Here is a 14,674-nt window from a genome sequence, read left to right on the forward strand (position 1 = left end):
CGCTTCGATCAGAAGCCAAAAAGCTGTTTGAGGGTGGGGATGGCCTGCACGCCGATCACCATGCCGAGCAGCCCGACCAGCGCGATCAGCGGTGGCGCGGGCGAGCGGACCTTGATTGCGCTGTAGATGATTCCGACCAGCACGCCCGCACCAAGGGAAACCAGATAAGGTTCCATACGATCAATCTCCCGGACAAGTTGAAATGCAGGCCCTGTGTCCTGGCAAACGCGTCGCGGACGGCATCGTGAATCGCTCACGGCTCGCCGTCCGCGTCGACGCATCGCCGAAGCGGCGCGTCCGGATCGAACGCGCCGCTTCGGCAGCGACAGTCATCGACTGTCCGTGCTTACTTCGCCGGCACGGCCGGGATCGACTCGTGCGGCGTCGCGGTACGCTGCGCGGCCTTGTGGACCATCGTGTACGCGTAGTCCACGCCCATCCCGTACGCGCCCGAATGCTCCTTGGCGATCGCCATCACGGCGTCGTAGGTCTCGCGGTGCGCCCAGTCGCGCTGCCATTCGAGCAGCACTTGCTGCCACGTGACCGGCACCACGCCTGCCTGCACCATGCGCTGCATCGCGAAGTCGTGCGCGGCCTGGGTCGTGCCGCCCGATGCGTCGGCGACCATGTAGATCTCGTAGCCGCCTTCGAGCATCGCGCAGAGCGCGAACGTCGTATTGCAGACTTCCGTCCACAGGCCCGATACGACCACCTTCTTGCGGCCGTTCGCGGCCAGCGCGTCGCGCACCTTCTGGTCGTCCCACGAGTTCATCGACGTGCGTTCGAGCGTCTTCTGGTTCGGGAACACGTCGAGCAGTTCCGGATAGGTGAAGCCGGAGAAGCTCTCGCTTTCGACCGTGGTGATCGTGGTCGGGATGTTGAAGACCTTCGCGGCCTTCGCGAGCCCGACGACGTTGTTCTTCAGCGTCTGGCGGTCGATCGACTGCACGCCGAACGCCATTTGCGGCTGCTGGTCGATGAAGATCAGCTGGCTGTTGTGCGGAGTGAGTACTTCAAGCTTCGGGTTGCTCATGGCGGTGATGTCCTTTGACGCGGATAAAAATTGAGGCTTGCCTCGCCGACCCATCCGGGAGGCATTCGATGCGCTGTGTCGGGAGGTTCGACAGCCGGCCCGCATCATTCAATACGCAAACCCGCGATCACGCCAATTAATCGTTCTGATTATCACGGCCCTCAAAATTCATGCTTAAAAGATCTGAATTTCATTGAACGGACTCGTGGCGAACGTGCAGACCTGATACGCTGAATCGATACTTTCGGATCGACGCCATATCGGTAGTTATCCATATTGTTTACCCGGTCGTCATTCCATTCATATTCCATGAAACCGTACATTGCCTCGCTGTTCGCCGGCATTCTCGCCGGCATCGTCTACGCGCTGATCGGCGTTCAGTCGCCCGCACCGCCGACCGTCGCGCTGGTCGGACTGCTCGGCATTCTCGCCGGCGAACAGATCCTTCCCGTCGCACGGCGGATGATCGGCGGGATCCGGCTCGGCACCGCGTGGCACGAAGCGAAGTGCAGCCAACACATGTTCGGTGCGCTGCCCGGCGCCCACGTGTCCGACGCTGCTACAAAACGCCGCGAGTCGACGCCGACGTGACCGGCAAGCGTTGACCGGGCGCCGCCCTACGCATCGGGCGGCGAATCGCGCCGAGCGTATTGGATTCGGCACCGCTTGACGCTAACATGACAGCCCGATGCCCCTTCCCCCGTGGAATTCGCCATGAAGCTGTCCTTCGAAGCGCTCGAAGCACTGGATGCGATCGACCGCACCGGTACGTTCGCCGAAGCCGCGGAGTTGCTGCACCGCGTACCGTCCGCACTGACTTACCTCGTACAAAAGCTCGAAAGCGACCTCGACGTCGCGTTGTTCGACCGCAGCGGCCGCCGGGCGAAGCTCACGCACGCGGGTCGTGTCGTCGTCGAGGAAGGCCGCCGGCTGCTGCATGCCGCCGAGCAGCTCGAACGCAAGGCGCAGCGCGCGCAGCAAGGCTGGGAAACCGAGGTCCGCATCTGCGTCGACGAAATCCTGCCGTTCGACGCGATGTGGCCATATGTGCATGCGTTCTACGATCTCGAGATGGACACGCGGCTGCGCCTGTCCACCGAAGTGCTGGGCGGCACCTGGGATGCGTTGATTTCGCGCCGCGCCGATCTGGTCGTCGGCGCGGCGGGAGAGCCGCCGGAGCTGCCCGACATCGTGACGCGGCCGATCGGCACGCTGAAACACGTGTTCGCGGTCGCGCCCACCCACCCGCTCGCGGCATTGCCCGAACCGCTGTCGATGGCGTCGGTCGTCGAATATCGCGGCGCCGTGATCTCCGACACCTCCCGCGAGTTGCAACCGCGCTCGGTCGCGGTCGACGCCGGGCAGCCTTATCTCGCCGTGCCGACGCTCGCCGCGAAACTGGCCGCGCAATGCGAAGGGCTCGCGGTGGGCACGCTCCCGGATTGCATCGCGGCACGCGCGATCGCGCAAGGCAGGCTCGTCGCGCGCCAGGTGACCGGCATGCGCGACACGACCCATTGCTATATCGCGTGGCGCGGCGACGAAGCCGGACGCGCGCTGCACTGGTGGGTCGAGCAACTCGACCGCCCCGATCTCGTCGACAGGTTCACCGCGCTTGCCTGACATCACGGTCGCGCCCCCCGGCGCCGCGTCAACCGAACGAAGCGTGCAGGCGCTTCATCTCCTTCTCGAGCCACTCGAACAGGTTGAATGACGCATGCGCCTTCGCGGCGGGCGGGATCATCATCCGTTCCTCGGTCGCGATGTGCTCGGTCAGCGATTCGCACATCAGCCGCCCCAGCTCGGGCTTCTTCGCGATCAGCGGCGACAGGTCGCGGCTGCTCAATTGATAGGCCGTCACGGCGGTCACCGCGTAGACGCTCGCATGAAGCTGCGTACCGGCGAGCACGACGGACTGGCCGATCGCGTCGCCGGGCGCCATGCGCCGGACTTCGATGTCGCCGGCCGCGCCCGGCACGAACACCGACGCGACGCCGCTGCCGATGATGGTCAACAGCCGCCCATCGGCATTCGACGCGTAGATCACCTCGCCCTTGTGGAACACGCGTGACGCCAGCGCATCGGCCAGCACCGCCAGATCGGCGTCATCGAGTTGCCTGAACAGATCGACCGCCCGCAGCAGGCACTGCCCCCGCGAAACCGGACGATGCGCCGCGACGGTCCCGGCGAGCGGGCGCAACGCGACATCGGCGGCGGCCAGATGCCGATGCGCGAGATCGTAGAGGCGGTTGCGGACCTCGACCTTCTTCTGCAGCGCGTCGACGTAACAGACGAGCTCGTATTCGATCGAGTTGGTCCTGAACGCCTTGACGACCGAGACCGGCGCGGGGCTCGCCAGCACGTCGAGCGAACTGGCGGCGGCGCGGTCGAGCGCATCGACGACCACGGCGGGCCGCACGCCGGGATCGATCTCGATCGTCAGCGTCACACCGTGCACGCTCACGGGTTCGCTGAGGTTGACGATCGTCGCCTTGGCCGCCGCGCTGTTCGGCACGACGACGAGGTTGCCGAGCCCGTTGATCATCTTGGTCGCGCGCCAGTTGCTCTCGACGATCCGGCCTTCGAGCTCGCCGATCGACACCGTGTCGCCGAGACGAAACGGCTGTGTCGTATTCAGGACCAGGCCGGAGAACACGTCGTTCAGCGTGTTCTGGAGCGCGAGGCCGAGGATGACCGCCACGGCGCCCGACGTCGCGACCACGCCGCTCAGCGGCAGCCCGAGGACGTAGCCCAGTGCCGCAACGGCCGCCGCACCGAAAACCGCGGCCGCGGCGATGTCGTGAAACAGCCGCTGGTTGCGCCACGCACGCGGCAGCAGCAGATGATCGAGCATCAGACTGAATACCAGCGCGCCCTGCAGCCACCACGCGACGGCGATCGCCTGGATCGCGAGCCGGTCGAACCGGTCGGGCGACGGCGGCACCGCGAGCGGGCTCACGCCGGTCGAGAACAATGCATAGGTCAACGCGGCGAACGACGCGCAACGCCAGGCCGCTTTCGTCTTCGAACGGCCATGGCCGAGCAGCCGCCACGCGACGAGGTCGGCGAGAACGATCGGCGCACCGTAAGCGACCGTGGCTGACAGGTTCGGCATGCTGAAATTGGCTGAAGGCGCGCTTCGCGACGGGCGGGGACCCTGCGCCGGCAATCAGTGGCGTCGCGACAGCGATAAGCGGATCGTCCCCGCGCATGCAATGTAGACGCGCCGGCCGGCCAGGTCCTGTATTCGGTCTGAAACGTTCTGAACGCGCCGTCGGTACACGGCACACGGCGCTACGCGTCGCGCGGCGGCAGTTCGGCGTCGCCCGCCTCGAACCCGAGCGCGTGCACCGCCGACCATGCGTCGTGCGCGACCTGCGTCGGTCCCGACGTATGGGCGAGCGCGGCCGCATACGCGGCCAGCAGCCGCACGCGCGCGTCGGCGCGCTCCGGCGTGTCGTCGACATCGCGCATCGCGTCGAGCGCCACGCGCGCCCGTTCGCGACATTCGTCCACGAGCGACAGGTCGAACAGGCACGGCACCGCGACCGCCGCCAGCGCGATGCCGACCTGCGCATCGCCGTTCGGCGAAAACGCCCAGTCGAGCGCCGCGCGCAGATTGCCGAGCTCGCGCCGGATCACGTCGAGCCGCGATTCGGCGAGCTGCCCGTCGGCGTCGCCGGGCGCCAGCCTGAACAGCGTATGGAAGTAATTCGCATGCGCGCGCGCCGCGGCCGCGCATTCGCCGTTGTTTTCGAGCTGCTGAAGCGCATACGCGCGCGTCGTCGTCAGCAGCCGGTAGCGCGGCGCGCCGTGTGCGCTCTCCAGACTCAGCAACGATTTCGACACGAGGCCGGCAATCGTGTCGAGCAGGTCCGCGCCGGCCAGCCCCTTCGAGCCGACGACTTCCCGCACGGCGTCGATCGAGAAGCCGTCGCGGAACACGCCGAGCCAGCGCAACAGCAGACGTTCCGCGTCGCCGAGCAGGCGGTAGCTCCAGTCATACATCGCCTGCAGCGTCTGATGACGCGGCAACGCCGTGCGAAAACCGCCGGTCAGCAACCGGAAATGATCGTCGAGATGCGAGGCGAGCACGTCGATGCCGAGCACGGCCGCACGCGCGGCGGCCAGTTCGATCGCGAGCGGCAGGCCGTCCAGGCGCCGGCAGACCGACGCCATCAGCGACAGGCTGCGCGCGTCGAGCGGAAAGCGCGGATCGGCGGCGCGGGCGCGCGCCGAGAACAGTTGCACCGCGCTCGCGCCGACGATCTCGCGCTCATCCGCGCCTTCCCCGGGCACCTCGAGCGGCGGGACCGGACACAGGCGCTCGCCCTGGATGCGCAGTGCCTCGCGGCTCGTCGCGAGCACGCGAAGGCCGGCATCCGCGTCGGTCAGCGCGGTCGCGATCTGCGCGGCGGCGTCGAGCAGATGTTCGCAATTGTCGAGCACCAGCAACATCCGCCGATGTGCGACGCTGGCGAGCACCGCTTCGAGCGTCAGCGATCCTGCCGGCTGAACGAGCTCGAACGCGTTGGCCAGCGCGTCGGGCACGAACTGCGGACACGCGACCGTGGCAAGCGACACGAACGCTGCGCCATCCGGAAAGCTCGCTTCTGCACGCATGGCCGCTTCGAGCGCCACCCGCGTCTTGCCGATGCCGCCCGCGCCGACCAGCGTCACGACGCGCGCGGCGTCGAGCGCGGCCAGGACCTCGGCAACCGTCTGTTCCCGGCCGATGAGGTCCGTCGGCGCCTGCACGAGCCGCGACGTCGCGGGACGCACCGGCGCCGCGCGCTCCGTTTGTCCGCCCACCAGCCGGTAGCCGCGCCCCGGCACGGTGACGATCAGGTTCCTGTCGTTGGCCAGCGCCTTGCGCAGCGCGGCGATATGCACCTGAAGGTTGTTTTCCTCGACGATCGTGTGCGGCCACACGCGCTGCATGATCTCGTCCTTCGACACCAATGCGCCGTTCGCCCGAATCAGGAGTTCGAGAATTTCGAATGCACGACTGCCGATTCTCAGCAGTTTGCCGTTCGAGCGAATTTCACGTCTGTCTAGAAAGACGTGAAGCGTTCCAATCCGGATCATGTGAATTTTTAATCGTTTCCATTCGGCGATGCCCTGTCAGAAATGACACCGCGGCCATGGCAATGCTACGGCATTCGCGTCGCGTAAAGATTCAAATTATCAGAACCCAATGAACAAATTTTTTGAATCGATGAAAACCACGAACCGGAGCGGCCGGCCGGCATTCGCTTTCATTCCGGCTCGGCGCCGCGCGGGGCCGCGTTCGATGCATCGTCAACACGCGAAACTGTGATTCATCAATGAACTCGTTTCGTGCGATAAAACCGCGCCATTCGCGGCCGGCTTTGGAAACCCGATTATTTGCCGCGACGAATTGAATGAATTGCATATGCATTTCGGGAAAAATGACTCGTGCCATTTCGACGGAACCGATTCCGGAGCGGCGGGCGGTCGATTTTTCCGTTCAGAACGATTCAGGCCGCTCTCAAGACATTCAGCCGCGCGGCGCGCGACGATGGGCATCAAGCGACCGCCGTCGCGCGGCGAGGAGGACAACGATGGGCCACCGTATCGCCGGCATCCGGATTCCCGACAGCGCGATCGCGCGGGAAGCAGCCGCGATCGCGCGGGCCGGCGAGCCTGAACTCCTGTTCCGGCATGCGATGCGCGTGTTCGCCTTTGCATCGGTGATCGGCAGGCGCCGCGGCGTCGCGTTCGATGCCGAACTCCTGTATGTCGCCGCGCTGTTCCACGACATCGGATTGACCGAAGGCCACCGCCACTCGCGCGGGCGCCATGAAATCGACGGCGCGAACGTCGCCCGCGCATTCCTCGGCGGATACGGTATCGGCGCGCAAGCGGCGGACGAAGTCTGGCGCGCGATCGCGCTGCACACGTGCTTCGGCATTCACGCTTACATGACGCCGCTGACCGCGCTGCTCGGCGCCGGCATCGAGACGGATCTCTTCGCGCTGCATTTCGACGAGGTGAGCCGCACCGAACGTGACGAGATCGTGAACGCGTGGCCGCGCGGCCCGTGTTTCAAGGAACTGTTCCTCGAGGCACTCGCCGCCGGCACCGCGCATCGTCCCGAGACGGCGTTCGGCAACGTATGCGCCGACGTGCTCGAACGATGCGATCCGGACTATCGTCGGACGAATTTCTGCGGCCTGGTGCTCGGGTCGACATGGGCGGACTGAGCACGAGCGGCCGGCCGCGATCATGCATGGGACAGCCTGACGATGAACCGATCCAGCTCGGACGCGAGGATCACCTCCCGATAGTTCGCGGGCCGCTTGGCGCCGCGCCATTGCGGCTTGTAGATCGCGTCGCCGGGACGAACCGTCGTGCCAGTCAGCGCGCAGCGCCCGAGGGCGCGCGACTTGGCGCTGATCCAGCGCTGCTCGTCGTAACGGCAGCGTGTCGGGTCGCTCCACGATATCAACACCGACGAATCGGTCTGTCGCTCGACCGCGACGATCGCACACCGGCGGCGCGCGTCGCCGCTCGAAGCGGGCGGCGCCTCGTCGCGATGGCGGCGGCGGGCGGCGTCGGAGTCGCGAAGCAGCGACAACGCTCCATGCACCGCCGCGGGCGACGGGTCGAGCAGCGTCATCACGTGTTCCCAGCGATTGAAGGCATTCATGGCGGCGTATCCAGGCAAGTGGCGACAGGCCGGTCGTACCGCACCCGGACGCATCGCGATCGTCGATCGTCATTCGCCGTCGCGACCCGGCACGGACCCGCGACGCGATGACCTGACGTTGAAGATAGCGGGCCATCGCTAAAGAGTCTTGATGCCGGGCTTAATTCTTCTGACCGGCGCCTGCCTGTGTCGCGCGACACGCGCCGCAGCCCGGGTTTCATGACAATTCAGCGCGATTTCAGTACAGATCGTGCGGCCGCGCGATAGGCTCCTCCGCGCATTCGTTCGCTCCATTGCGCGCTCGCGGGCTCGGAACGTGAACGCATGCCGGCTGCCGGCACGATTGCCGCATGCGGGCAGATCCGAATCCAACCAACCAGCCGCGGCACCGTTCCACCGCACGTTCAAGGAGTTCCCCATGCGTCCCGCAGACATCGACGCCGTTCCCTCGGTGCGTCGCCGAGACATGTTGCTGGCCGGCGCGACCGCCGTGGCAGCCGCCACGCTGCCGGCCGCCGCTGCCGCCGCCGCGCCCAAACACGCCGCTTCCACACATCAAGGAGCCCATGCGATGAACACGATCACCACGAAAGACGGTACGCAGATTTACTTCAAGGACTGGGGCAGCGGCCGCCCGGTCGTGTTCTCGCACGGCTGGCCGCTGTGCGCCGATGCGTGGGATGCGCAGATGCTGTTCCTCGTGCAGCACGGCTTCCGCGTGATCGCGCACGACCGGCGCGGCCACGGCCGTTCGAGCCAGCCGTCGCAAGGCAACGACATGGACACGTATGCGGACGATCTCGCGGCGCTGATGAATGCACTGGACCTGCGTGAAGCCACGCTCGTCGGCCATTCCACCGGCGGCGGCGAAGTCGCGCACTACATCGGCCGCCACGGCACGAAGCGCGTGGCGAAAGCCGTGCTGATCGGCGCTGTGCCGCCGCAGATGGTGAAGTCGGCGTCCAATCCGGGCGGCCTGCCGATGGACGTATTCGACGGCATCCGCAAGAACGTCGCCGAGAACCGTTCGCAGTTCTACAAGGATCTCGCCGTGCCGTTCTTCGGCTTCAATCGCCCGAACGCGAAGACGTCGCAAGGCACGATCGACGCGTTCTGGGCGCAGGGCATGATGGGCGGCGTGTACGGCCAGTATCTGTGCGTCAAGGAATTCTCCGAGGTCGACTACACCGAGGACCTGAAGAAGATCGACGTCCCGACGCTGATCCTGCACGGCGACGACGACCAGATCGTGCCGATCGACGATTCCGCGCGCTTGTCCGCGAAAATCGTGAAGCACGCGCAGCTGAAGGTGATTCCGGGCGGCTCGCACGGGATGTGCGTTGTCAACGCCGACCAGATCAATGCCGAACTGCTCGCGTTCCTGAAAGCGTAAGCGCCGCGGCGCGCCGGGCCGTTGCGCCGGCGCGCCCTTCAGGAAGATTCAGGATTTTTCAGGCCGGCGCCATTTCGTTGCGGCGGGCGCGATCGCTAAGATCGTCGCTGCACGCGGCCGGCTTTTCACGGCGCGCGCACCGGCCTGAGCAGCATGCCGATCATCACCCCCGCAACCGCGACCGCCATCGCGACCCGGAAATTGTCGGCCAGCGCGAGCGTGGTCGCCTGGACGCGCACCGCCCGGTCGAGCAGCGCATAGGCCGCGTGCTCGCCGGTCGCGAAGGTCGCGCCGTGCGATACGAGCGACGCCGCGCCGGCCCGCAGGCGGTCGAGCGTTTGCGGATCCGACAGCGTGACATGCAGACCGACGAGATTCGAATGGGTAGCTTCCATGATGCGCTGGATCACCGCGATCGACGTCGTGCCGAGCTGCCCGCTCAGCAGGCGCGTCGTCTGCACGACGGCGCCGAACGTCAATGCATGCTCGGCCGTCACGTGCTTGCCGAAGAAGAAGATGACCGACGTGAGCGCCATCGTCTGCCCCAGCGCCTGGAGCAGCTGCGACGGGATGAAGTCGGGTTCGGCCCAGGCGGACGTGAGACGCGCGCCGAGCGCGAACGCAACCGCCACCGTCAGGAAGCCGGCCACGATCAACCGGCGCGGATCGACACGCTGCAACAGCCATGCGACGCACGGCGCGAACAGCAGTTGCGGAATCGCGATCCAGCGCAGCGTATCGCCGATCTGCAGCGGGCGCAGCCCGTAAGTGCTCGCGAGAAACACCGACGGGATGAAGCTCGTGTTGAGCACGGTGAAGCGCACGAGGCCGACGAGCACGATCAGCCATGCGACGTTGGGCCGCGCGAGGTAGCCGAGATCGAGCCCGGCGCGCCGCGACGTGAGCTCGTGGATCAGGAATGCGGCAACCATCAGGATCCCGATGCACAGCAGCGCGACGATCAACGGCGACTGGAACCAGAACAGCCGTTCGCCCTGATCGAGCGCGATGCACAGGCACGTGAAGCCGCCGGCGCCGAGCAGCATGCCGCGCGTGTCGATGCCGGACGCGAAGCGTTTGATCGGCTCGTTCGACAGCGACAGCAGCAGGCAGACGATGAACGGCACCGTCAGCAGCGCGTTCTGCCAGAACAGCCAGCGCCAGCTCAGATGTTCGCTGTACCAGCCTTCGAGCGTCGCCGACAGGTTCAGCGACATCTCGAGATTCATCGCATATGCGGCGATGCCGAACGGAATGAGCCGCGGCGGCAACGTGCGCACGACGAAGCCGACGGTGAGCGGCACGAACACGCCGGACGCGAAGCCGGCGAGGCTCTGGAACACGATGAACGTGCCGAAGTTCGTGCACAGCGGCAGCACGCTTTCGACGACGAGAAACACCGAGGCGCCGGCCAGCAGCACGCGCCGCGTGCCGAACACGAAGGCCGCCGCGATCGCGAGCGGGCCGACGAACATCTGCGATGCGGTGAACGCCGTGTTGATCCACGCGCCCTCGTCGATCCCGACGCCGAGCGCGCCACGCACGTCGGCGAGCCCGAGCGACGTGATGCGCGAGGTCAGCGTCGCGATGATCGCGCCGAGCAGCACGGATGCGATCGCGGCGATCGAGCGAAACGTCGGTATGTCGGCGGCCGGCGCGAGGGCCGGCCCCGGTGTCGCGCCACCGGGGGCGAACGTGGTGTTCATCGTCGAGCGGCTCCCGCAATTGAGGCTCGCGCAAGCATAGCGCGATGCGAGAAAAACCGTCTGTTCGATGGAGTATCCCGACCGTGACCCCGAACCCGCCGGACACACCGTCCCCGCCCGCCGCGCGCTCGCGCAAGTGGCCGATCGTCCTGATCGCCGGGTGCGCGCTGCTGCTCGTCGCGCTGCTCGTCTACGAATTCGATGTGCACGAGCGCGGCACCGATGACGCATACGTGACGGGCCACCTGCACGTGATCTCCCCGCGCGTGGCCGGCACCGTCGAGCGCGTGCTGGTGGACGACAACCGGTTCGTGCGCGCGGGTGAGCCGCTCGTACTGCTCGACCCGCGCGACTTCGACGTGCGCGTCGCGCTGCAGCGGGCGCGCGTCGCGCAGGCACACGCCGACGCGAGCCGCGCGAAGGCGCTGGTCGAACAGGCCGAAGCGGCGCGTGTGTCGGCACACGCGGACGCCGAGAAAGCCGAACTCGATTATGCGCGGGCACGCGAGCTGACCCGCGAAACGCCGCGCGGGTTGTCGCAGCAGGAATTCGATGCCGCCAACGCGGCGCGCATCTCCGCCCGCGCGCGCGTCGAAGCGGCCGACGCGCAGCAGCGCGGCGCGCAGGCCGCATGGCAGGCGGCCGCCGCCGTGTCGAACCAGAACGACGCCGAGCTGCGCGACGCGGAGCTTCAATTGCAATACACGACCGTCGTCGCGCCGTCGGACGGCTATGTCGGCAAGAAAACCGTCGAGACCGGCGAGCACGTCGCGCCGGGCCAGGCGCTGCTGACGCTCGTCGAACCGCACCCGTGGGTGGTCGCGAATTTCCGCGAGACGCAGTTGCGGCACGTGCGCACCGGCGACGTCGTGCAATTGCGTTTCGACGCGCTGCCGGACCGGACCTTCAGCGGACACGTCGACAGCTTGTCGCCGGCGACCGGCGGGCAGTTTGCGCTGTTGCCGCCCGACAATGCGACCGGCAACTTCACGAAGGTCACGCAGCGGGTGCCCGTCAAGATCCTGCTCGACGGTCCCGCGTCGACCGAGCCGCGCATCCGGCCCGGGCTGTCGGTCGTCGTCGCGCTGCAGCGCGAGCGCTCGCGGCCATGATCCGCATCGCCGCCCTGTTCGCCGCCGGCCTGCTGAGCGCATGCACGATCGCGCCTCGGCCGATCGCGCCCGTCGCGGTCGGAGCCGACCGGTTTCGCCATGCGGATGCGGTGCGTGAAGCCGACGCCTCGCTCGCCGAGTGGCCCGCATGGTTCGGCGCGCCGCCGCTCGTCTCGCTCGTCGATGCCGCGCTCGCCGGCAATCCCGACATCCGCGCCGCCGCCGCGCGCGTCGATCAGGCACAGGCACTGCTCGGCGTGCGCGAAGCCGCGCTGGCGCCCACGGTCGGCGTCGCGCCGTCGTTCAGCCGCTCGCGCGTGTCGGGCACGGTCGACAACGCGTTACCGAAACGCACGATGCACAACTGGTCGGTGCCGCTCAGCGCGAGCTATGAAGTGGATCTGTGGGGGCGCCTGCGCGGCGACGCCGAGATCGGCCGGCAGAACGTGCTGCAGGCCGACGCCGATCGCGCGGCGGTACGCCTGCGCGTCGCGACCGAGGTCGCGGCCGACTACCTGACGCTCCATTTCGTCGAACGGGATCTCGCGACGCTCGAGCGCGCGATCGAACTGCGGCGCACCGCGCTCGACGTGATCGACGCGCGCGTGCGGGCCGGTGCCGCGAGCGATCTCGACGCGTTGCGCGCGTCGGCCGATCTCGATACGGCACGCGCCGATCTCGCGGACAGCCGGCGGCTGCGCGAAAACCTCGTCGATGCGCTCGCCGTGCTGACCGGCGTGTCGCCGACCGCCTTCGCCGTCGCGCCGACCGCATCGGTCGTGCGCGTACCGGACGTGCCGCCCGGCCTGCCGTCCGCGCTGCTCGCGCGGCGGCCGGACGTGTACGCGGCCGCGCGTCGTGTCGATGCGGCATCGCTCGAGATCGGCGTCGCCCGCACCGCGTGGCTGCCGACGTTGACGCTGACCGCGCAGGGCGGCTTCGCCAGCCGCGATCTCGGTACGTTTCTCGATCGCAACAGTTCACTGTGGGGGCTCGGCGCGAGCGTCGCCGAAACGCTGTTCGACGGCGGCAAGCGCGACGCCGCAGTGGCCGCCGCGACGGCCGGCGCGGAGCTCGCCGACGCCAGCTATCGCGCGACCGCGCTCGGCGCGCTGCGCGAGGTTCAGGACGCGCTCAACGACATCGCCGCGCAGAAGCAGCGGATCGCGCGCTACGACAGCGCGGCGCGCGCCACCGAGGCGGCGGCCCGATTGTCGCTGAGCCGTTATGCGCACGGCTACGTCAGCTATCTGGAGGTCATCGACGCGGACCGCGATGCACTGAGCGCGCAACGCCAGCTGATCCACAGCCGGCAGGCACTCGCGAGCGCGACGATCGGTCTCGTGCGCGCGCTGGGCGGCGGGTGGACGCCGCCTGCGCCAGCGTCCGCCGGCGATTCGCATCGCGCCGGGCTGTTCTGAAGATGCCGCGACGCCGTCATCGCACCGGTCAGCTTCCGCCCTGACGGTGGGCGTCCTCGCTCAGGAACCGATGGACGAAGGTCACGGCCATCGCCCCTTCGCCGACCGCCGATGCGACGCGCTTGACCGAACCCGAGCGGACGTCGCCAGCCGCGAACGAACCCGGCACGCTCGTTTCCAGATAGTACGGCCGGCGCTCGAGCGGCCACACGCGTTCGAAATCCGGACAGTCGTAAAGGTCGCTGCCGGTAACCAGGTACCCGCCATCATTGCGGATGATGTTCGTATCCCTTGCCCATTCGGTATTTGGCGCACCGCCGATACAGACGAACAGGTGCGTGGCCGGCAGCACTTCGCGCGCGCCGTCTTCCGTGCGCAGCACGATCGCCTCGAGCCGGCCGTCGCCCTGCAGCGCGTCAACGGTCGTGCCGTAGCGGACGGTCACGTTCGGCATGCGCTCGATCCGGTCGATCAGGTAACGTGACAGCGTTGCCGCGAGCGACGGCCCCCGCACGATCATCGTCACTTCGCGCGCGTGCCGCGCGAAGTTCATCACCGCCTGGCCGGCCGAATTTCCGCCGCCGACGATGAACACATGCTTGCCTTCGCACATCGGCGCTTCGCTCGATCCCGCGCCGTAGAACAGGCCCGCGTTGAGAAACCGCGCCTCGTCCGGCAGGCCGAGGCTGCGGTATTCGATGCCGGTCGCGCAGATGTTCGCGCGCGCGGTCAGGATCGAGCCGTCGGCCAGGTCGACACGGATCTTTCCGTCGACGAACGTCGCGTGCACGCCCTCGCGCATCATCAGCAGCTCGACGCCGAACTTGACCGCCTGCTGGCGCGCACGCTCCGCGAGCTCGGCGCCCGGGATGCCGTCCGGAAATCCCATGTAGTTCTCGATCAGCGAACTCGTCCCCGCCTGTCCGCCGATCGCATCGCGCTCGATCACGACGGCCCTCAGCCCTTCCGACGCCGCGTAGACGGCGGCCGACAGGCCGGCCGGCCCGGCGCCGTAGATCGACACGTCGTACTCGACGAAGCGCGGCCGGGCAACCCAGCCGAGCTTGGCGGCGATTTCCGGCAGCGTCGGCTGGTAGAGGCACGTACCGTCCGGAAAGACGACGACCGGCAGCCGGATGTCGCGCAGCGGCGCGATGCCCAGCTCGCGCATGCAGTCGGTGTCGGACGTCAGTTCGCACCACTCGTACTCGACCACGCCGCGTTTCAGGAAATCGCGAATGGCGTAGGCTTCCTTGCTGTTCGGCAAGCCGACGACCTTGACATGCTGAGACTGCGTCATGAGACCCTCCCGGCGACCGCACCGTGGCATCTCACG

The 14,674-nt window shown here is 67.5% G+C and carries 14 protein-coding genes; 6 read left to right on the forward strand and 8 right to left on the reverse strand.

What is annotated here, in order from left to right; genetic code table 11:
• Positions 1 to 8 precede the first annotated feature (8 nt).
• Together HW466_RS13215 and HW466_RS13220 are read right to left on the reverse strand one after the other, a co-directional pair.
• Positions 9 to 176 (reverse strand): DUF1427 family protein, encoded by a 168-nt coding sequence (locus HW466_RS13215; protein WP_059507952.1) that lies wholly within the window; start codon positions 174 to 176, stop codon positions 9 to 11.
• 170 nt (positions 177 to 346) lie between these two features.
• Entirely contained in the window at positions 347 to 1,033 is a 687-nt protein-coding gene (locus HW466_RS13220) for a hydrolase (protein ID WP_059507951.1), read from the reverse strand.
• A gap of 309 nt (positions 1,034 to 1,342) precedes the next feature.
• Between HW466_RS13220 and HW466_RS13225 the strand changes: the two genes are divergently transcribed.
• Entirely contained in the window at positions 1,343 to 1,624 is a 282-nt protein-coding gene (locus HW466_RS13225; protein WP_151006000.1) for a XapX domain-containing protein, read from the forward strand.
• A gap of 123 nt (positions 1,625 to 1,747) precedes the next feature.
• Positions 1,748 to 2,656 carry a LysR family transcriptional regulator gene (locus HW466_RS13230; protein WP_059948905.1) on the forward strand — a complete coding sequence of 303 codons (909 nt, stop codon included), beginning with the start codon at positions 1,748 to 1,750 and terminating at the stop codon, positions 2,654 to 2,656.
• Positions 2,657 to 2,684: 28 nt separating this feature from the next.
• Here the strand turns inward: HW466_RS13230 and HW466_RS13235 are convergent, their stop codons facing one another.
• The 3 genes from HW466_RS13235 to HW466_RS13245 form a co-directional block, all read right to left on the reverse strand.
• Positions 2,685 to 4,148: a mechanosensitive ion channel family protein gene (locus HW466_RS13235; RefSeq protein WP_151006001.1), complete on the reverse strand. Its 1,464-nt coding sequence runs from the start codon at positions 4,146 to 4,148 to the stop codon at positions 2,685 to 2,687.
• Between the two features lie 179 nt (positions 4,149 to 4,327).
• The gene (locus HW466_RS13240) at positions 4,328 to 6,121 is read right to left on the reverse strand and encodes an ATP-binding protein (protein ID WP_059507948.1); all 1,794 of its coding nucleotides are present in this window, start codon (positions 6,119 to 6,121) and stop codon (positions 4,328 to 4,330) included.
• A 91-nt stretch (positions 6,122 to 6,212) separates the two neighbouring features.
• The gene (locus HW466_RS13245; RefSeq protein WP_151006116.1) at positions 6,213 to 6,449 is read right to left on the reverse strand and encodes a hypothetical protein; all 237 of its coding nucleotides are present in this window, start codon (positions 6,447 to 6,449) and stop codon (positions 6,213 to 6,215) included.
• 169 nt (positions 6,450 to 6,618) lie between these two features.
• On the opposite strand from HW466_RS13245, the gene HW466_RS13250 reads away from it, so the two are divergent.
• Entirely contained in the window at positions 6,619 to 7,260 is a 642-nt protein-coding gene (locus tag HW466_RS13250) for an HD domain-containing protein (protein ID WP_151006115.1), read from the forward strand.
• Positions 7,261 to 7,280: 20 nt separating this feature from the next.
• Here HW466_RS13250 and HW466_RS13255 read toward each other — a convergent pair whose 3' ends face one another.
• Positions 7,281 to 7,706 carry a DUF3331 domain-containing protein gene (locus HW466_RS13255; protein ID WP_060347722.1) on the reverse strand — a complete coding sequence of 142 codons (426 nt, stop codon included), beginning with the start codon at positions 7,704 to 7,706 and terminating at the stop codon, positions 7,281 to 7,283.
• A gap of 571 nt (positions 7,707 to 8,277) precedes the next feature.
• Between HW466_RS13255 and HW466_RS13260 the strand changes: the two genes are divergently transcribed.
• Positions 8,278 to 9,099 carry an alpha/beta fold hydrolase gene (locus HW466_RS13260; RefSeq protein ID WP_174905577.1) on the forward strand — a complete coding sequence of 274 codons (822 nt, stop codon included), beginning with the start codon at positions 8,278 to 8,280 and terminating at the stop codon, positions 9,097 to 9,099.
• Positions 9,100 to 9,224: 125 nt separating this feature from the next.
• On the opposite strand, the gene HW466_RS13265 is transcribed toward HW466_RS13260, so the two are convergent.
• Positions 9,225 to 10,805 carry an MFS transporter gene (locus HW466_RS13265; protein ID WP_060129528.1) on the reverse strand — a complete coding sequence of 527 codons (1,581 nt, stop codon included), beginning with the start codon at positions 10,803 to 10,805 and terminating at the stop codon, positions 9,225 to 9,227.
• Positions 10,806 to 10,888: 83 nt separating this feature from the next.
• Between HW466_RS13265 and HW466_RS13270 the strand changes: the two genes are divergently transcribed.
• Together HW466_RS13270 and HW466_RS13275 are read left to right on the forward strand one after the other, a co-directional pair.
• The gene (locus tag HW466_RS13270; protein WP_244138228.1) at positions 10,889 to 11,917 is read left to right on the forward strand and encodes an HlyD family secretion protein; all 1,029 of its coding nucleotides are present in this window, start codon (positions 10,889 to 10,891) and stop codon (positions 11,915 to 11,917) included.
• On the forward strand, positions 11,914 to 13,338 hold the full coding sequence (locus HW466_RS13275; RefSeq protein ID WP_174905579.1) for an efflux transporter outer membrane subunit: 1,425 nt from the start codon (positions 11,914 to 11,916) through the stop codon (positions 13,336 to 13,338). Before HW466_RS13270 ends, HW466_RS13275 begins: the two co-directional genes overlap by 4 nt.
• Positions 13,339 to 13,366: 28 nt before the next feature.
• On the opposite strand, the gene HW466_RS13280 is transcribed toward HW466_RS13275, so the two are convergent.
• Entirely contained in the window at positions 13,367 to 14,638 is a 1,272-nt protein-coding gene (locus HW466_RS13280) for an NAD(P)/FAD-dependent oxidoreductase (protein WP_151006011.1), read from the reverse strand.
• Positions 14,639 to 14,674 lie beyond the last annotated feature (36 nt).

The sequence above is a fragment of the Burkholderia territorii genome (assembly GCF_902833055.1).
GTDB classification, from domain to species: Bacteria; Pseudomonadota; Gammaproteobacteria; order Burkholderiales; family Burkholderiaceae; genus Burkholderia; species Burkholderia territorii.